The organism is Peribacillus sp. YIM B13472 (assembly GCF_042788005.1).
Classification (GTDB): Bacteria; Bacillota; Bacilli; order Bacillales; family DSM-1321; genus Peribacillus; species Peribacillus simplex_E.
The window spans coordinates 18,859-38,374 of the sequence record NZ_JBHZPG010000012.1 but is presented as its reverse complement, the minus strand read 5'-3'; the positions used below and the strand labels follow the sequence as shown (position 1 = coordinate 38,374).

Annotated in this window: 18 protein-coding genes; 1 reads left to right on the top strand and 17 read right to left on the bottom strand. The window is 37.3% G+C overall.

The features are described from left to right. Positions 1 to 27: 27 nt before the first annotated feature. From ACFX4I_RS11720 to ACFX4I_RS11680, 9 genes are all read right to left on the bottom strand, one after another. Positions 28 to 603 (bottom strand): non-oxidative hydroxyarylic acid decarboxylases subunit B, encoded by a 576-nt coding sequence (locus tag ACFX4I_RS11720; RefSeq protein WP_377420755.1) that lies wholly within the window; start codon positions 601 to 603, stop codon positions 28 to 30. A gap of 47 nt (positions 604 to 650) precedes the next feature. After that, entirely contained in the window at positions 651 to 2,138 is a 1,488-nt protein-coding gene (locus tag ACFX4I_RS11715) for a UbiD family decarboxylase domain-containing protein (RefSeq protein WP_377420753.1), read from the bottom strand. 130 nt (positions 2,139 to 2,268) lie between these two features. After that, complete coding sequence (locus ACFX4I_RS11710) at positions 2,269 to 3,096, bottom strand: MerR family transcriptional regulator (RefSeq protein ID WP_377420751.1); 828 nt, start codon at positions 3,094 to 3,096, stop codon at positions 2,269 to 2,271. Positions 3,097 to 3,815: 719 nt separating this feature from the next. Next, positions 3,816 to 3,959, bottom strand: a complete 144-nt coding sequence (locus tag ACFX4I_RS11705) for a hypothetical protein (RefSeq protein WP_377420749.1) — start codon at positions 3,957 to 3,959, stop codon at positions 3,816 to 3,818. A 559-nt stretch (positions 3,960 to 4,518) separates the two neighbouring features. Beyond that, positions 4,519 to 4,779, bottom strand: a complete 261-nt coding sequence (locus ACFX4I_RS11700) for a hypothetical protein (RefSeq protein WP_377420747.1) — start codon at positions 4,777 to 4,779, stop codon at positions 4,519 to 4,521. Between the two features lie 178 nt (positions 4,780 to 4,957). After that, complete coding sequence (locus ACFX4I_RS11695; protein ID WP_377420745.1) at positions 4,958 to 6,673, bottom strand: GMC family oxidoreductase; 1,716 nt, start codon at positions 6,671 to 6,673, stop codon at positions 4,958 to 4,960. A gap of 21 nt (positions 6,674 to 6,694) precedes the next feature. After that, positions 6,695 to 7,456 (bottom strand): gluconate 2-dehydrogenase subunit 3 family protein, encoded by a 762-nt coding sequence (locus ACFX4I_RS11690; RefSeq protein WP_377420743.1) that lies wholly within the window; start codon positions 7,454 to 7,456, stop codon positions 6,695 to 6,697. Positions 7,457 to 7,498: 42 nt separating this feature from the next. Further along, a complete protein-coding gene (gene tatC / locus ACFX4I_RS11685; RefSeq protein ID WP_377420741.1) occupies positions 7,499 to 8,221 on the bottom strand; it encodes a twin-arginine translocase subunit TatC in 723 nt (240 codons plus the stop codon). A gap of 54 nt (positions 8,222 to 8,275) precedes the next feature. Further along, a complete protein-coding gene (locus ACFX4I_RS11680) occupies positions 8,276 to 8,494 on the bottom strand; it encodes a twin-arginine translocase TatA/TatE family subunit (RefSeq protein ID WP_377420739.1) in 219 nt (72 codons plus the stop codon). A gap of 564 nt (positions 8,495 to 9,058) precedes the next feature. Here ACFX4I_RS11680 and ACFX4I_RS11675 point away from each other — a divergent pair. Beyond that, a complete protein-coding gene (locus tag ACFX4I_RS11675; RefSeq protein ID WP_377420737.1) occupies positions 9,059 to 9,403 on the top strand; it encodes a c-type cytochrome in 345 nt (114 codons plus the stop codon). A gap of 101 nt (positions 9,404 to 9,504) precedes the next feature. On the opposite strand, the gene ACFX4I_RS11670 is transcribed toward ACFX4I_RS11675, so the two are convergent. From ACFX4I_RS11670 to ACFX4I_RS11635, 8 genes are all read right to left on the bottom strand, one after another. Beyond that, positions 9,505 to 9,765 carry a hypothetical protein gene (locus ACFX4I_RS11670; protein ID WP_377420735.1) on the bottom strand — a complete coding sequence of 87 codons (261 nt, stop codon included), beginning with the start codon at positions 9,763 to 9,765 and terminating at the stop codon, positions 9,505 to 9,507. A 781-nt stretch (positions 9,766 to 10,546) separates the two neighbouring features. Next, a complete protein-coding gene (locus ACFX4I_RS11665) occupies positions 10,547 to 11,722 on the bottom strand; it encodes a M20 family metallopeptidase (protein WP_377420733.1) in 1,176 nt (391 codons plus the stop codon). Positions 11,723 to 11,724: 2 nt separating this feature from the next. Then, positions 11,725 to 12,951, bottom strand: a complete 1,227-nt coding sequence (locus ACFX4I_RS11660; RefSeq protein WP_377420731.1) for a Zn-dependent hydrolase — start codon at positions 12,949 to 12,951, stop codon at positions 11,725 to 11,727. 17 nt (positions 12,952 to 12,968) lie between these two features. Beyond that, positions 12,969 to 14,156: a hypothetical protein gene (locus tag ACFX4I_RS11655; RefSeq protein ID WP_377420729.1), complete on the bottom strand. Its 1,188-nt coding sequence runs from the start codon at positions 14,154 to 14,156 to the stop codon at positions 12,969 to 12,971. Positions 14,157 to 14,548: 392 nt separating this feature from the next. Next, positions 14,549 to 15,163 (bottom strand): HutD/Ves family protein, encoded by a 615-nt coding sequence (locus ACFX4I_RS11650; RefSeq protein ID WP_377420727.1) that lies wholly within the window; start codon positions 15,161 to 15,163, stop codon positions 14,549 to 14,551. A 643-nt stretch (positions 15,164 to 15,806) separates the two neighbouring features. Next, positions 15,807 to 16,922, bottom strand: a complete 1,116-nt coding sequence (menC, locus tag ACFX4I_RS11645; RefSeq protein ID WP_309519069.1) for an o-succinylbenzoate synthase — start codon at positions 16,920 to 16,922, stop codon at positions 15,807 to 15,809. Between the two features lie 112 nt (positions 16,923 to 17,034). Beyond that, a complete protein-coding gene (locus ACFX4I_RS11640; RefSeq protein WP_377420725.1) occupies positions 17,035 to 17,865 on the bottom strand; it encodes a GNAT family N-acetyltransferase in 831 nt (276 codons plus the stop codon). Positions 17,866 to 18,018: 153 nt separating this feature from the next. Continuing rightward, a complete protein-coding gene (locus ACFX4I_RS11635) occupies positions 18,019 to 19,503 on the bottom strand; it encodes an amino acid permease (protein WP_377420723.1) in 1,485 nt (494 codons plus the stop codon). Between the last annotated feature and the right edge of the window lie 13 nt (positions 19,504 to 19,516).

Sequence of the window (19,516 nt, the reverse complement as noted above, 5' to 3'; positions counted from 1 at the left end):
CTTTTTCCCTACTTCACAAGCAATCCGTTATATTTTGGTGCGATATTTCATTCCTTCCCACCGTTTCGCACCGTGAGTATCGATTTCAAATTGATCTAACGCCCTATAAGCAAGATGGTCAATGATATCGTTAACATTCTCAGGATGATTATAGAAGGCTGGCATCGGAGGGAATATAATAGTCCCCATTTTGGAAAGCGCCGTCATATTCTCTAAGTGAATCGTATTCAGAGGGGTTTCTCTAGTCATTAGTAATAATTTTTTTCTTTCCTTCAACATGACGTCAGCAGATCGCGTTAATAAATTATCCGCTAGTCCCATCCGGATGGAAGCTAGAGTTTTCATACTGCAAGGTGCCACGATCATGCCATCAACCCGGTACGATCCACTTGAAATTCTTGCTGCTTGATCTTTGTAAGAATAGGAATGATCAGCTAATCCCTCCACTTCTTTAACAGAATATGATGTTTCATGTTGAATGGTGGCAAGTGCCCAAGGGGACATGATTAAATGGGTCTCCACTTCACTGCTTTTTAGCATTTGAAGAATCCTAATTCCAAAAATGGCTCCAGTCGCTCCTGTTATCCCAACAATGATTTTCATTAATTCCCCTCCTTACATTAGTCATCGAATCGAAACTTTATGGAAACTCATGCATTGGAAAATCCAGGCACAAATCGACTTGGATCTACCTCTTTAAATTCAGACCTTTTAAATTCATCTTTTAAATGAAACGGTACTGTACAGTCAAAAATGGTCTTACAAGAAATCCCCTTTTCCTGAATGGTGGGGCTGTATGCGGGATCTTGTGAAGGATCTAACGGGTGACAGCGCACTCCAGGAATGAGAACCGTATCAACATCACCTTGGTAACGAGTATTTAACGCCCATAAAACATCATTACTATCGAAGGGATCCACATCTTCATCCACTATGAACACATGCTTAAGTTCAGAAAAGGCAGAGAACGCCAGTAGTGCAGCTTGTCTTTGGCGACCTTCATCACTTGGCTGACTTTTCTTGAATTGAAGAACAGCCATGTATTTACCTCCTCCTGAAGTATGTGCATAAACATTCAATAATTTTCCTGGCATTGCCTTTTCCACCATTTGCAGAATGCTTGCTTCAGTTGGAATGCCAGCCATATTCACATGTTCTTCACTTGGGCCAATAACTGTTTGCATGATTGGATTGACACGGTGCGTTACAGCTTTCACTTTGATTAGAGGCAGTTCCGCAACAGCTGAACCTGTATAACCAGGGAATTCCGGCATTGCTTTTCCAGTATTGGTGTTTTGATCTTCCCGAACGCGCACTCCGGGAACCAATTCCCCTTCAATTACATATTCAGCATTTGCGATAGCTTTTTCATCAATAGTCAAGCATTGGACCAATTCCACCGCTTCTTTCCTTATCGCCCCTGCAACACTCAACTCATTAAAGCCAAGGGGAGTCGTAGGTGCTTCAAAACAAGCAGCGACTTCAATAGCAGGGTCAACACCGATACTAATGGAAATAGGTAACGGTTTTCCTGCTTTTTCAGCCTTTTCACGAAAGACTTCTAAATGGCGGCCAGGAACAAAATACATGGACATCTCATCTTTACTTTGTAAACATAAACGATGTATCGTTATATCAGATTCACCCGTTTCCGAATCGGAGGCATAGCACATGCCGATGGTGATATACGGACCTGCATCTTCCTCTGTATTCGTAGGCGCAGGTATTAACTTTCTGATATCGAAATCCGGATCTTCTGCATAGTGAACCACTTCTTGAGCTTTCGCTTTATCATTTGTAATGGTGATTGGATCAATTGGATTTTTTACAGCTTCATTTAAAAGGAACCCCAGTCGCTCCGGTTTTGTATCCAGCATGAGACCGACTCTTTCCCGGCTGGCTAAAAGTCCAATCACCACGCTTGAATCTTCATGTCCCAATACATGATTGAAAACCATGGCAGGTCCGATTTTTGTTGGACGCATTACTGTTCCGCCAGCACCGACATGACGATAAACCCCAGATAATTCAGCATGAGGATTGACAGGTTCATCCGTTTCAATCAATTGTCCTGGAATGGACTTCAGTAGTTCCAAGGCAGAACGTAAATCTGTCACTTTATTCATTTTTTCAGACATAAAAAATCCCCCTATAACTTTATGACCAGTATCCTATGTATCAATCAAATTCAAATAACCTATATGGTATCGGTTACAACTGATATTCTAAAGTGTATTTCTACTATACAGTCAATGGATATTTGAAAATTCAAGTAATTTTCTCTACAGGGATTTGCAGCTGACAAAAATCAACACTATTATCATTCTCGTAAAAGGTCGTATCCAATAAGCAAGCGTCCACGACGTCCCCTGCAATTCTATACTGATTTTCACTGATCCAATGAACCAATTCATTTAAAAACTCAATGTCATATGGCATGCCATATTTATACACACATGCATACTGACCAGCAGGCAACGTCATCATATTATCCATATCAGGATCTATAAAGGGTAAAGAAGTATATATTCCCGCACCCTCGAAAACATCATCAGTTCCAAGCTTATCCTTTAAAATAACCGTGCCAAATCCCTCTGACGGAAGCATCTCATGTTTACTTAATACATTCCAAGCTTTCATCAGCGTTAAATGTAATTCTTCTCGGCACAATTCATTTTCAAATGGTATAAATAAGACATGCCTTTCAGGAAATTCTTCTATAATAGGTTTATCCAATTCACTTTTAATATTTTTGGCTTCTGAATATTTCATTAATCTCTGCTGAATAAATGTACGTGTATTCATCAAGGCATTTATTTCTTTATCAATGAATTCTTGATGAAATTCCAAAAGTGACATGGCAGTTGTTAAATTCCGATTTCCTATATGGTCCTTAATATCATTCAGTTTGATGCCAATCGACTTCAAAAAGCAAATTTCCCTTAGAAACGGAATCTGAACTGCACTATAATACCGATAACCATGTTCATCTATATGTACTGGTTTAAATAATTCGATCTTATCGTAATAAATAAGTGTTTGCCTTGAGATACTGTGAATGGAAGCCATTTCACTGATTGATAAGTAATTGCCCACATGTGTTCCTCCTTCGCAAAACCTTTTTTGTAAAGTTCTTCTATGTCTTACATTTACTTTTACTTCCATACGGCAGCTACAACCGATAGGAGAAGTTCAGTTTGAAAGACAACATCTATCTCCCCTAACTTTAGCAGTTTCCCATTTAAAATGAATGGATTTTCAAAGGCCCTGTCTATAGAAAAAAATGAATCTATCAACATCTTAAAATTAATAGGTAGCTTATCTTGATTGTATAAACAAAATAATGAATGGCAAATAAGGGTTTTAGAGAATGAATTAACATGGATAATTATCATTATGGTATGTTTCATGCAAGTTCAACTTGACGCAAACTGAAATGAATACAAGGTTTTAAAACAATCGAGATTAATGGGCAAATGAAAACCTTTTACTTTCATTTCGATTATAGCAATTAGTACAATATTAGGCATACTGATTGTAGATGTAAATGAAGACGAGCTTACCCTTTTGATCAATCAAGCTCTATTATTTCCTTAGAAATGATTCGAAGGCAAACGCTTTCCGATTCATTTTATATAAAAAATGAACGATAGTTTTCAAAGTCTTTTGTTAATAAAAGATCAGTTACTTTTATGTCAAAAGCAACTGAACTTGGTATCGATCAGCATTCATATCATACGGCAGCAATTATACAAATATATTTTCATGCTGATATACATTTCATGAATATGCAGTTCACCGGCTTGTGTCTCATGTTAAAAAGACGTTTCAATATTACGCTCCAGTTGTATTCGGTTTTCAAGATAAAGTAATTGTTTTATTTCAATTCCCAAGACATATGGATTCAACTGACTTTGATAACCGATTGAAACTTTTTCAATCAAATTGGCAGTTTGCAAATGACGCATCTCTTCGAATGGAAATTAGCACATGCATTGGGGAACTTGAAAGTATTTCTACAAGCTACTCTGAAGCAGAAAAAGCGTTGGCTTTTCTACAATTCCAGACAGTTAAATGGTCGATGTTTTATCGAAATAATGGAATTAATCGTCTCTTTATATTAAAATCCTCTATTGATGAGGTGTTTATCCAATTTCAATTAGATCGGTACAAATAAACCTTATGCTTGAAGAAACCCTGCTAGTTTAATACATAATATTCGCTCTGCTTATATAACAAAACAACTACACATATATGTGAATACACAGAATTAAAAAAATTGAAGAATAACTATGTTTATCGTTTTAAAGAAGATATATAAAAGGTTCAACTTGAAAAAACGGTAAAACAAACCTCTGGAAAAAACTTTTTTTTCTTATGCAGGTTGCCTCTGATTCCTCTTCTTTTCATACACCATACCAAGAATATCAAACAGTATAAATTTAATGAGAATCTATTCCTAGTGGGTATTGGATAAACAACGGATTTTTGATCGTCTCAGGATTTATGGTTAAGGTTCTATAAATCGCCTCTCGATTTATTAAATTCAAGATTATCGCCCTTTTCCATTTGTTTATCTGTTTGGTCAGGGTTTTCATCATGCTTGAATGATCGATTATTATCATCATTATTATTAGAATTCGTATCACTATCATACCGAACAGGACGATAATCTACTTCCTCTTGATCATTAAAGTCATTATTACCAGCGTTACATGCTGATAGAAAACTTACCGAAAGTAAAGCGGGTAAAATAGTGATTTTCCATTTACCTTTCATTTTATAAACCCCCGTATCCTAAGTTTTTGGTATTTAATTTAATATGTACCTTAAACAATGTACTTAGTCTTAAATAGAGCATGCAATTTTTGTTACTTTTGAAAAATCGTCCTAAAATAAAACACTGCTCCCATTTTTGTTGGGAACAGGTCCTGTTATTTTAGAGTCAAAAACTGTCTTATACGAGAGAACCACCCTTTTTAAGATATTTTACTATTCCTTCCGCTGCTCTATATGAAAAGGCACCTAATGTACCAGTTGGGTTAAACGAACTGTTATGAGGAAATGCTGAAGAACCCGCAACAAATACATTTTCAGCATCCCACATTTGCAGGTAAGTGTTAACTGCTGAATTTTTTGGATCAGCCCCCATGATGACGCCGCCTGTATTATGCGTATTCGTATCTGTGTTTACGTTAAAATCTGCTTGTTCAGCGACCGTATCAATATGATCAGGACCCATTTTTTTTGCAATCGATCTTGTTACTTTCGCCATGTATTTTACTAACTCACGATCTTGAGCGGTATAATCATATGTCATCCGTAATAAAGGCATACCATATACATCTTTATAAGTAGGATCCAGATCAAGGTAGTTTTGTATGTGCGGCATACTTGCACCTTGTGATTTGACTTGCAGGATGCTATTGGCATATTTGATTGATTGCTTTTTGAATTCTGCACCCCAAGAAGGTGTCCCGATCGGTGAATTATTATTTGCTATGGGTCTGTTACCATACTGGGTTGTACGAATTCCCGCTCCGTGAAGGAAGTTTACTTCGGAATGGTCAAAATTATCACCTGTGAATTCTGCGATCTCAATACCTAATGCACCGGCTCCTCCATATATATTGAACTCACGGTCATTATAATAAAGGCTTGAATATCCTGAACTCACTTGGTAACAGTAATTTTTACCAATTACACCATTTCTGGTTTTTGGATCATAAGGTGTTCCAAGGTTTGAATTAAGTAAAAGTCTTACATTATTAAATACATAACTCGCTAAGACCACTACTTCTGCCGGTTGTTCGAATTCTTCACCTGTGAAGGTGTCCACATAAATAACACCAGTGGCTTTTGTGCCATCATTTAAAATACGGGTGACATTTGAATAGGTGCGCAGGTCAAGGTTACCAGTTTCTTTTGCAACAGGAATGACCGTAACAACTGGATCTGCTTTTGCCCCGTACTCACAACCGAAGTTTTCACAATACGCACAATATTGACAGGCTGAACGTGAAATACCATCCGGGTTTTCGTAATTCTCTGATAGATTTGCAGAAGGAATCATATATGGTTTATAGCCAAGCTTCTTCGCTGCTTGTTCAAATTCGGCTAAAACAGGTGTTTTTATCATAGGTCCTGTTGGATAAGGATTGGAGCGTTTTCCATATAACTCAACAGTTTCACCAGAAATACCCGCCATTTTTTCAAATGTATCATAATATGGTTCGATTTGGTCATATGTAATGCCCCAGTCTTGAATCGGATAGTCTGATTTAATTTTATTTTTGCCATACCTTTTTTCAGTTAGCGATTTAATTTCAAAATCATAAGGAAGAAAACGGTAGGTTTGCCCATTCCAGTGACTACCAGCCCCCCCAAGACCCTCACCCACGATAAAAGTTCCATAATTACGCATAGGGAGTGCCCTCATCTTTTGATTATTACGATGAGTAATAGTTTCTTTTGATAAATCCTGCATTAATTCTTCACGATGTTGGAAACGTAGTTCGTCATGCACCATTAAATAATCGCTCATATCCCGTTCTTTCCCGCGCTCTAGTCCAACGACTTTAATGCCTGCTTTTGTTAATTCTGAGGCAATAATACCTCCAGCCCAGCCCATCCCGACAACAACGACGGCTACCTTAGGTAGTTTTTTTGCCATGTTTTTCATCCCTTTCAATCATTAATGTTTCATATGACTCTGAAGGCTATTTGGATCTAGTTTTACAAATTCCTTACTTTGAATTTCTTTTGTATAACCCATTCGAGAACCAGGATACTTTCGCATCTGCCAACCTAGCATCTCCTTATTTCCGCCGTACAATGGATCAGCATATACACCTTCAATGGTCAAAGTTCTTAACAATTGGAAAAATGCCGATGAAGATGCACCAGAAAGTGAACTTGCTTTACCTTCCTCAAACGCAGCTAATACTTCATCCTGTACATTAGCCTCTAATTCTGTAAATTTCTTTTTATAGTTTTTGTTGCTATATGTATTCAATTCTTTTAAGCCTAGCCGGAACAAATCTTTTCGGTAAAGCTTATTCTGTTCACCTTGTGTTGGCTCTGGCATATAATAGGGTCCTAGCTTATAATCCTTTTCATTTACTCCCCACCCACTGTTAAGTTGATGGTCAATATAAATCGCCGCATTTAATTCCATAGCCCCTGGTCCAAGATCGTCCTTTGGGAAAATACGTTCTGCCGCTGCGGCTGTCGTCTGATATTCTTCTGGATAAAAAAACATCAGGGCTTCATTCGGATTATTAGCTTGAGTTTGACTCTTCTGTTCTGTTTTCACTCCACTTTCCGAATTTCTATCGAACATACTTCCAACTGCTCCACCTAAAATGAGACCTCCGACCGCTAATCCAGAATTCTTTAAAAAGGTACGTCTAGTCGTCCCTTGTTTTTCGATTTGACTTTTCTCTTTGTCCGACACAAAAAAGCCTCCTTCTTCAAAATAAAGGTGTGAAATTCTTCATCACATTGATGCATCGCTTATTATCTTTTTCTTATAAACAATCTTGGATATAGTGACACTCAATTCGTAAAGAACCAGTAAAGGAATAATGACGAGTATATCCGATATGAAATCCGGAGGAGTCGTCATAATAGATACGACCATCAGAAAAAAATAGGATACTTTCCTTGCTTTTGCCAACCTTACTGGATTGAGAATTCCTAATCTTGTTAAGAACATCACTACCAATGGCATTTCAAATAGAAAGCCAAACGGTAAAATCAAGTTAAGCATGAACCGAAAAAATTTATCTGCTGTAAACATCATTTCAAACTGCCCCGCTGACATATTTGTTAAAAATCCGAGCACAATTGGAAATAACAAAAAGTATCCAAACGAGATTCCGACAATAAACAAAATAAATAATCCTGGGATAAACCTTAGAGTCACTTTGCTCTCTTCTTTTGTCAGGGCAGGTGCTATAAACTTCCAAGTCTGATAGGCTACTACAGGAATCGTAGCCGCAATGGCAAAAACACACGAAATAATCATATACACCCATAAAATATCACTTGGTCCAAGGATAGCTAAATTCCCCTCAAGATCTTTAATTATCAAACTATAGATGTCTTCGACAAAAACTAACGCACCAACGAAAAAGATAATAAAGGCTATCAAAGTTTTAATCATTCGTTGCCGAAGTTCATCAAGATGTTCAATAAGATGTGAATCTATGTTTTCCATGGTGGCCGCCTCCTGTTATACGAAAAATGCCCACCTGTATATACACTATGGACCCTACTGTTTATCCAGCATCTTCTTTTCAGCAGTCGATAGCTCATGTTTTTTCTCTTCCTGTTTATCATCATCAGAAATTAATTCATTTGTTGCACCCTTGAATTCAGTTAATGTCCGTCCAAATGCTCGACCAATTTCAGGTAGTTTTTTCGGACCGAAAATAACAAGTGCAATGATAAGAATTACGACCAAGCCTGGAATCCCAATATTCTGAAACATCACGTCAATCCTCCATTAAAAAAACGTCAGTTGCATTACTGGTAAATTCTTTTTGTAACCTTTCCAGTAAACGTTATTATTCACACCAAAGGGTGGTAGGTGACTTATTTATTCCTTATACATATATTCTCAAAACTGCTCAATTTTATACCTAGTTTATATCTATACATGCCTGTTTTGTTTACAGTTCAAGATTCAAATTCAATCTTTTCTAATAGTTCAAATCAGTTTTTCAGTAATTCGACCATCATGATATCTAACTTTTGTTAGATAATCATTCAGAAAGTTGGAAATGTTATGAGGGGATTTTTTTGTAATTCAAGATTAGATTTAAAAGAATCCTATCATTTAGAAAAATCTATTCATGCAAAAATAACTTTGGGGAAAGATATGAATTAAATAATCATCCTTAAAACTTTGGAAGAGTAAATAAAAACTTAGAGGTTTATGTATTTTCCCCAATAAACGGATTCTATTATTATGTAGAAGATAAATTAGAAACTTTCTTTGTTCTATTATCAAAAGGATTTTTAATCCACAATACATTAAATACAGGAGGTATTTATGAAAAAAATTTGGCTTACTTCTGGAGTAAGTATTGTTCTTGCAGGATGTCTAATATTTTTACTATTTTTTTACAAAGGTCATCAACCATCACCAAGCTCAAATGGGGGAACACAGGGTACTTCAGCTGGTAATGCAGAAGAAATTGTAAGTAATAGTTGTATATCTTGTCACGGGGAAAATTTACAAGGGGGAGCTGGTCCAGCTTTAAATAAAGTTGGTGGAAAATATGAACAAAGTGATATAGAAGATATTATTAATAATGGTAAAAACGGCATGCCAGCAGGGGTTATTTCAAATGAAGAAGCTGCAATCGTGGCAGAGTGGTTATCACGGAAAAAGTGATATGGTAATTTCCAGAGTGATGGACTTAAAAAACATAAAACAGCGCAAATCCATTGAATATGAATTAAGCTGTTTTATGTTTTTTCAGGAATAAAATATATTTAGAAAAGTGAGGGCCATTTCAAAACTATTGACCAAACTATGGTGTTAAATAATAAGCCTGTAATAAAAAGATACCATTGATTTTTCTTTTGTTCCCAACAGAAAATCATAAGAGCAAGACCTATTGACACTCCAATAAAGGAAAGCCATGGAAATAAATCAGTAAACTTTGAGAGAAAAATTGCCAGGCATGCTGTAAATAATAATGATAAAAGGTACTCGGTGAATAAAGATAATTCGCCTTTTACATGATCGCTCATTTTCCCCCCCCTTTTTAATGGGTATTATCTTCATATAATACTTCACGGGAAATTTTTTATACAAAATAGACATTGGTAATTCTTCCTATATTTAATTTGACTTCCTAGTTGTTTCACATGATGGGGTGTAGTAAATTAAAAGCTAATCAAAGTTGATGGTCATTTGATTTTTTTTCAAATTAATTTATGAATTTTTAATATTTAAAAACTTTATATTCAATCGTCCCTAGGTATTATCATCGGTTCTAAAACCCCAAAAATAATGATAAAAAGAGCAAATTGAATCCAATAATCGACTCATTTACTCACAATAATAGTTCCTTATTTAACCGTAACGTCAGTATAACTGATTTACCAGTAGATACCGTTTGCTTGTATAAAAAATCCATGTAAACTGATTCTCCTTGAGAATTCGTTACGACCTTAACAAGAATCGGTCGCTGCATGCTTAATATAAGGCATTTCTACATGAATAGAAAGCACGCCATGGAAAATAAAGTAATAGGAAAGAATAATAAAAATATTGTGATAGTCACCAATCCGTCCACTGAAAAAGCTAACTTTTTTTCGTCAAACTCATTTTCTTGATATTGAAATTGTTAAAAACAATACATATTAACGAAATCTGCGAACAAAACGACCTATAATATGAAATAGATTTTCACTTGATATGATGCATAATTGTAATTTAACCCTTTACGCCAGAAGGCCGCCAATTGGCGGCCTTCTGGCATTCAAACACCTATTATTAATTTCCTTATCCCCTCTTTTATCTGGTCAATTATTCGTTCAAATATGCCCATGCATATTGAGCATAAAGTTCTGCACCGGTAGCAAGCGCATCTTCGTCGATATTGAATTTCCCGTGATGATGGGCCCATACCGTATCTTTTTCATGGTTTCCAGATCCAACTAAAGCGAAGCTTCCAGGTACTTCATCTAAATAGAAGCTAAAGTCTTCTCCACCCATTGTTGGCTTTTCATTATATACTGCGTCTTCACCAAAAGCATTTGAAGCCACTTTTTGCACTAATTTGGCACTGTATTCATCATTAATGACAGCTTGCGTTCCACGGTAGTACTCAACCTGTGCGGTCGCTCCGTAAATATTAGCAACATTTTCAGCATAAACCTGGAGCTGTTTTTCAATATGGTCACGTGTTTTAGGATCAAAACAACGGACAGTCCCTTCAATTACGGCATTTTCTGCAATGACATTAAATCGTGTGCCAACGACCATTTTTCCAACTGTCAAAACTGCGGGATTTTGTGGGTCGACCGTTCTTGATACGACAGATTGTACATTCATGACGAATGAAGAGGCCACAATAGTTGCATCGATACAATCCTGTGGCATTGCACCATGTCCCCCTCTTCCTTTAAACGTTACTGTAAAGATATCTGCTGAAGCGAATGAAGGTCCTTGAGAACAAGCAACCTTGTTTGTTGGCATTTGCGACCAAATATGTATGCCAAAAACATTATCAACACCTTTGACAGCCCCTTGTTTAACCATTTCCTTTGCACCTGTTGCTACTTCTTCAGCTGGTTGAAAGATTAATCGCACATTCCCAGGTAATTCTTCTTTTATTTCGTTTAGTGCCTTCACTGCAATTAATAGCATTGAAGTGTGTGCATCATGACCACATGCATGCATTTTCCCTTCTTCTTTTGAAGCATACGGCAAGTCTTTATTTAATTCTTCAACAGAAAGGGCGTCCATATCCGCTCTTAATGCGACCGTCTTTCCTGCCTTACCGCCTTTAATTTCTGCAATGACACCTGTTGGTGCTGCTTTGCGATAAGGTATTCCTAATTTTTCAAGGTATTCACATATAAAGGCAGTTGTATTTTCTTCTTCCCATGATAACTCAGGTTCGCTATGAAGTTTTCTACGTATCTCTATTAATTCATCACTATAATTTTGAATCGCTTCTTTTATCGTTTGATTAATCATTCTCACTCCACCTCCGTTAAACATTTAGCCACTTCGTAAAATATTTGCACTCCATTTGCTAAATGACGTGCATCAGACCATTCCTCTGGACAATGACTTAGTCCTGCTTTACTTGGAACAAAGAGCATGCCAACATCAGTCACATCGGAAAAAACCATCGCATCATGACCTGCTCCACTATTAATGGAACAGTATGGAATTTCCAATTCAGAACTTTTATCTTTTAATAAGGCTTTTATTTCATCACTCAATACCTTTGGCGGCATATATAACACCTGTTCCGCAGTTGTATGGATCCCCTGTTCATGATAGGATTCGATTAATTCTTTCATCCGCTTGATGACATTGTTAATATGTTCTTCCTTGCTAGATCGGATATCTACCGAAAATTCGACTTTATTTGGGATGACGTTGGCTCCATTTGGTAAAACATGTAGTCTTCCTGTCGTGATAACCGTTCCTTCACCTTCCTCAATCGCAAAGCCCGGTAATTGAGAAATAATCTGAGCGGATGCAACCAATGCATCCGTACGGCGATCCATCGGGGTTGTGCCTGCATGTCCTGCCTTTCCTTCAATGGTTACTTCTAATTGAGTTAAACCAACAATAGTTTCTACAACACCAATGGGGATATCCTTCTCTTCAAGGATTGGCCCTTGTTCTATATGCAATTCGAGAAATGCTTTAATGCTATTGGGATTTCTCCTTTTCGGAAGTGATGAATCCAGACCCATTTTTGACATCGCTTCAATTGTTGTGATACCTTCTTTATCCCTTAGGTTTTTAAAACTTTCCTCACTAAGTGTTCCCACTATTCCTCTCGACCCCATTAGTCCTCCACCAAAACGAGCACCCTCTTCTTCAATCAGGGCAACGATTTCCAATGGATATTTAGGTGTTAATTGATTTTCTGCAAATAGGGCAGCCACTTCTAGAGCGACAATTACACCGGCGGGTCCGTCATACGCACCACCATTTGGAACGGAATCAAAATGTGAACCGATCAAAACGCTTGGTGCATCTTTTAAAGTGCCCTCAAGCTTTCCAAAAATATTTCCGAATCCATCTTCCTGTACTGTTAGACCGGATTCCATCATTTTATTTTTAATATAATTGCGTGTAAGTAAGTCTTCCTTGCTATACGTAAGCCGGGTAGTCCCTTTTCCGGGTGTTGATGTAAATTCGCTCAAATCATTTATTTGCGTTTCTATACGTTCGATAAGACTCACTTAGAATCCCTCCTATTTTACAAGAATTGTACAAATATTCCTGCCAAAATAACCGATACGATTGTAACCGATATAAATCCACCAACAAGCATCGGCGGCAGCATATGGCTTAGCAATGCTTCTTTTTCATTTTCATCTTTTGTTAATGAATTGACGACTTCATTGGTGATAATGTAATCTGCAGGAAATCCGTATAATGCTGTTAAAGATACAGCAAAGGCCATTTCTTTGCTCACTTTTAACAATTTCCCTGCAATGAATGAGAATATATACATGCCAATAACAGCTAAGAAAATGCAAACAACAAGTGGGTAAAGAATCTCCATCATCATACTCGGTGTTGCATTTTTTAATCCATCAAAGACGAAAAGCATAAGGGCCATGATGGCAAATCCAAATCCATTTGCTTTTTGCAGAGTCTGTCTTTCCAAGAAACCTATACTTTTTCCAACAACCCCGAATAGTAAGCAAAGAACAAACGCATTTATTGATATAATCGGCGCTAATCCAGTCGAAACAAGGTATGCGAGAAAAGCAACAACCGCAAGTCTGAAAAATTTAAAATATTCCGTATTATATTTTTCAGGAAGTTTTTTAAACAGCTTTAGTTCCGTCATGCCTTCTGCAGCGGATGCAGTATCACTCTTTTTTACCGTTAATTGCCCATTGCGGTATTGTCCTAGAAGCTTCTTCCCCTCTTTTTTCAAGACAATTGAAGTTAAAGGATATCCAGCAAAGCCTTGCATTACATAAATAACGATGGCAAAAACGGACAAACTCGTAAGTCCTGCATCTGCCGCTCCTTCTGACATGATTATTGAAGATACCATACCGCCTACTAAAGGTGGAATCGCCACAAGGATAGTTTGCAAATCAAATATGAATATGCCAATTCCGAATAATAGTGCAACAATACCGAGAATACCAGATAAGCAGATAATAATCGTTTTCCATTGGTTTACCAATTCTCTTATTGAAAGCAATGTTCCCATATTCGTGATCAATAGGTACATCATCATGGTTGCCACTACCGGTGGAACACCTGCTATTGAAACGATGTCTTGCGGGAAGAATGTCCAATAACCACATAGAAATAGGATTGCGGAAACGAAAACGGAAGGTACCCAGGCTTTTGTTCGTACCGCCACAATGTCTCCTACAAATAAAATCAGAATAACAATAACTAAAGCCAACATCTGTGACATATGAGTTCCCTCACCTTCCAATTAAATATTTTGAATATTCTAAAATAATAACACTAAATCGTTTTATTTTAAAGACAATTCAATATTTTCAGTTAATTGTACACAGATAATAGGAAATGTAAGTGTTTTAATTCTGATTTTACTTACCGAATATTCCTAAAGTTGGATATATCAAAATAATTTTAATCATAAAATTATCTTGATAGAATTTTTATCTCCTTAAGTCACTGAATTATCTCAATTTTTTTTAAAAACAAAAAGCCGTCTAAGGACAGCTCTGATTTATTATTATTTAATATCCTGTTTACTTTTTCCTGTATATAATCTGAATAAAGTAAACTCTTTCTACTTTCATAATTGAATGTTTTTTTGCACTAGAACCAGATTTTCCATCAATAAAAAATACTTACTTTAATAATTGTTGCAGATGTGCCGTCTTCGTAATTGGATAACCTTATATTTAAATTATTGCAGAAATGAACCATGTTCAAGATTACCAAGTCACCTTGCCCTAAAACAATTGACTCTTTTTCATCGATACTCATTCTACTTTTTCCTTTGAAACAATAATACGCATCGGATCTTCTCTTAGATTCGCCATTATCCAACACTTCAGAATGGATTCCATCATTCAAATGAATCGTGCTAAGGTCTCCTTCGCATCCTTCTGCTAACATCAAATTAAAGTCCGTAACCCTCCCAATACTTCGGGTTGCCCAGCCTCCATCAAACCGATCCTGTTCAAATGGCTGTAAATGCACACGGTGCTTTCCTTTATGTTCCAGTAACATTTCACCATCAAGGATCATGATGATTCTCTGAATGCCTGGAAGGTGAGTAAATAAGGATTCGTCCACCTCGACATCTGCTGTGCTTATCCGCCAGTTGAAATCACGGTTCGAGTAATCTCCATCTTCAGGATAAATAGCAAGTTGAGTTGTTTTACCACCTGACCAAAGACTGGTTATTTGTTCACTTTTTCTTATTATTTTTAGTGAATATGACAACTATTTTCTCCCCTTTTATTATTACTTTACTTCAGTTGAAAACAATTTCGACCAGAGTGCAGATCCAAAAAAAATGTGTATTGCCAATAGTGTGGATACAATAAACAGAGAGGCATAACTGAGCTTAGGTGTACTGGTCTCTGACCATCGTAGCATAAATTCATTCTTACTTGATCGTGCTATACACACAAGGTCGTTCATACCTACTTGAAATTGATGGGGTTCTGTTGCATTAATAATCAGACAGAAAAACCAATGTGTATTAACTGCTATGTGGGCAATTTCGGAAAAAAAAGACAATACCGAATGTTCTTGATACAATCAAAAACATTCGGTATCGTCACTATATTCTAAACTATATTTTGACCATTTAGGGCTTTGCAATAAAACCACTTTTTTCATGCATTATAATAAACCCGATAAACAAAGCTACTAATTATGAAATTCATTCCATCATTAAGAACAAATTATCATTTAAATAGATTAATACTTATAATGATAATTGGCATGGCAAAAACATCAATAAGAAATGCACCCACTATCGGAACGATTAAATAAGCTTTACTTGAAGGTCCATATTTAGCAGTGATTGTTGACAAATAGATGTTGAAGCAAGTAACTGCCCTTTTTCTTTTAACTAATTCTAACTTAAATTAAATGTTTGACTGTGTATAGTATACTTATTGATTTTTTCCAAGCTTGGTTCATAGCCAATTCCAGGCAATTCCGGAACTTTGATTATTCCGTTTTCCACTGTAACTTCAGGGTCAATGATATCTTCTGCCCAGTAAAGGGAGGAAGCTGCGGTATCTCCCGGAAGAGTAAAGTTTGGCAGTGAAGTGATTGCAATATTATGCGCTCTTCCAATGCCTGATTCCAGCATACCACCACACCATAGCGGAATTTCATGTTCAAGACATAAATCATGGATTTTCTTGGATTCGGTCAAACCTCCGACACGGCCAATCTTAATATTAATAATTTTACAGCTGCCTAATTTAATAGCTTTCCTTGCATCCTCTAAGGAGTGAATGCTTTCATCCAGGCAAATAGGTGTTTTTAACCTTGATTGTAAATCTGCATGGTCAATGATATCGTTATAGGCAAGCGGCTGTTCAATCATCATTAATTTATAATCATCCAAGGCGGATAGCCGGTCTATATCTTGTAAGGTATAAGCTGAATTTGCATCTGCCATGAGCGGGATTTCAGGATATACTTTTCGGACCTTGTCTATTAATTCAACATCCCAGCCCGGTTTGATTTTTAGTTTAAAGCGTTTATAGCCTTCACCGAGACGAGCTTCAATCATATCTAGGGTCGAATCGATCGAGTCCTTTATTCCGATGCTTACCCCCACTTCAATTTTCTTTTTTGTTCCACCTAACACACTTGAGAGAGAAGCATCTTGCTTTTTCGCATACAAATCCCATACAGCACCCTCTAAAGCTGCTTTTGCCATATAATTACCACGAATATGGGAGAAATATTTTTCAGAGAGTTCATCCGGATGCTTGATTTCATTTTTAAGAATAATTGGAATTAGATAATCCTCGAGTATATGCCAGTTTGTTTTTAAGGTCTCTTCATTATACAGAGGGTCGAGCATCGCAACCGATTCAGCCCAACCGGAAATGCCATCCTCGCTTTTTGCTTCTACAAGGATGAAATCCCTATTGTATTCCGTCCCAAAGCTAGTTGTAAAAGGTTCAAGCAAGTCTAGCTTAAGATGCCTTAGAATAACTTGTTTAATTTTCACTTAGAAATTCTCCTTTGGTGATAAAACTGTTAAAAGACACAGTCTTACCAATTTTTTATTAAATAGGCTGACAGCAGCCTGAAATTACGGGCTCATATTAAAATCTCCCTGCTTATTTCCTTTTTAGCACATAAAACTGAACCGGAATTTCTGTCATGGAGTTCTTTATAAAATCTGTTACCTCCCATCCTTGCTGAAATAAATCGGTAAATATGTCCCTGGTTTTCATTCGCCATTCATTGGCCGCTTGAATATTTGTATCTCTTATTGTTCGGAAATCTTTTGGAATGGCCACAAAAGCTATATCATATTCTTGTTCTGGCAGAGGAAGAGTGAAAGATGGAACTGGCAATCCCTTTTCAATTGTTTCCCATTGAATAAGCGAGTTTTCCATCATAAGGTCCAGCAGAATTTCCCGTCCACTAGAATCCGTTGTCTCCTTCTTGCCAATATGCCATTCGACAAGAAAGCGGTCAGAAGGAACTCCACTGTTTAAAAGATCTTCCATTTCTCCATAGCAGTTTGCGATATATGAGGAACATCCCCCGCCAAGCTTGGCTATATTCAAATACCCATTAATACTTTCCAAAGGATCGTAAGTCCAGGTAATAAGGGAATAGCCGAGCTTTAACGCTTCCTCACGTTGGGCTAACTTTAACTTCTCCCCTATACCTTTGTTGCGAAATTGCTCATCTATGCCTAGAATATGTGAACAAAGATAGGCTGATTTACCATTAAAACCCGGAAAGCTGTATTGAAATCCAATCAGCTGACCCTCGAAATAAGCTCCTAAAACCAAACCGCCGTTTTTCACTGCTGTTATGGTTTGGTGTGAGGGGATTGAATCAGTATCTCCCCAAATGTTAGATTCTAGCTTTCTTACGTCCTCAAGCTCTTCAATTCGATGAAGAGAACAAATTACAATTTCCTGTGGTTTCGTCATGGTCAACCTCCTAAGAAAAGCCCAAGCGCCTTTTTTGTCCAAACAACCATAAGCTGGTCAAGTTAGTTAAACAGCTGTTCGCTTGTCGGGCTAGGCACTTAACCCCTTATTTACTATAAAATGTCGTACTTCCCTATCTTTTTGACAAAGAAATCATTCCTGACTACTGAAATCAGCTTCTTGCAATGGAATTCTTTTTGTTCGCTTTACGATTTTATAGCCTAGAAAAGCCAGGAGAAATAAAGGAAGCCCAATATAAGAAATTAAAATTCCATACCAGTCAATCTCAGAGCCGAAAAAAGCAGAGTAATTTTGTCCCAGGATAGCTGTAACACATAAAATTGTGGCTAATATCGGACCGAATGGATACCATTTTGATACATAAGGCAAATCTTTCAAATCTCTTCCTTGTGCAATAAACGCCTTCCGGAAACGATAATGTGTTATCGAAATTCCTAACCAGGATATAAAACCGGATAAACCTGCAGCATTCAATAACCAGGTATAAATCGTGCCTTCACCGAAAAGGGAGGTTAGAAAGGCTGCCATCCCAACGATGGTAGAAAAATACACAGCGTTCACTGGAATGCCGCCTGCATTCACTTTTTTTAGAAACGAAGGGGCTTTTCCTTCTTTCGCCAGCACCCAAAGGACGCGAGAAGCTCCGTACATGGCGGAATTGCCTGCTGAAAGAACAGAAGTAAGAATGACCACATTCATAACGGAGGCAGCTATGGCAAGCCCGGCGTTTTGAAAAACTAGTGTGAAGGGACTTACCGCAATATCTTCAATATCCGAGCTTAACAAACGCGGATCGTCATAGCTTATTAAAAATCCAATCACGATGATCGCCAATACATAAAACAAGAGGAGTCTCCAGAAGATTTGCTTAATAGCCTTGGGAATATTTTTTCTCGGGTTTTCACTCTCCCCGGCTGCAATTCCTACTAACTCAGTGCCTTGAAAAGCAAATCCAACCACCATAAAGACACTTATTATGGATAAAAAGCCACCTTTAAACGGTGCTTCCCCATTGGTGAAATTTTCAAAACCTACGGCATGACCGCCCATTATTCCAAAAATCATTAATAATCCTACCGCTATAAAAATGATAATCGTTAAAACCTTTATAATGGCAAACCAGAATTCTGATTCCCCATATCCTTTTACCGATAAGATATTCAGGCCAAATATGATTGCAAGAAATAATGCGCTCCAAATGATGCCCGGGACAGAAGGCAGCCAAAATTTCATGATCAGGGAGGAAGCTGCTAATTCAAGAGCGACTACGATTGCATTGTTATACCAATAATTCCATCCGATCGCAAACCCTAAAGCCGGATCGACAAACCTTGATGTATATGTGCTAAAAGAGCCTGTAATAGGAATAAAGGCGGCCATTTCCGCTAAGCTTGTCATCAGAAAGAAAACCATGATTCCGGCAATAATATAGGCAGCTACAGCTCCTCCAGGACCCGCGGTATGAATGATGGAACCGCTTGCTAAAAATAGCCCTGTTCCAATGGTTCCGCCGATTGCAATCATGGAAAGATGCCTTGGTTTGAGCTTGCGCTCCAGCTGTTTTCCATCTGAAGCTACTTGGACATCCGTTTGTGATGCGAGTGCGGTATTTTTCATGAAACACCTCTTA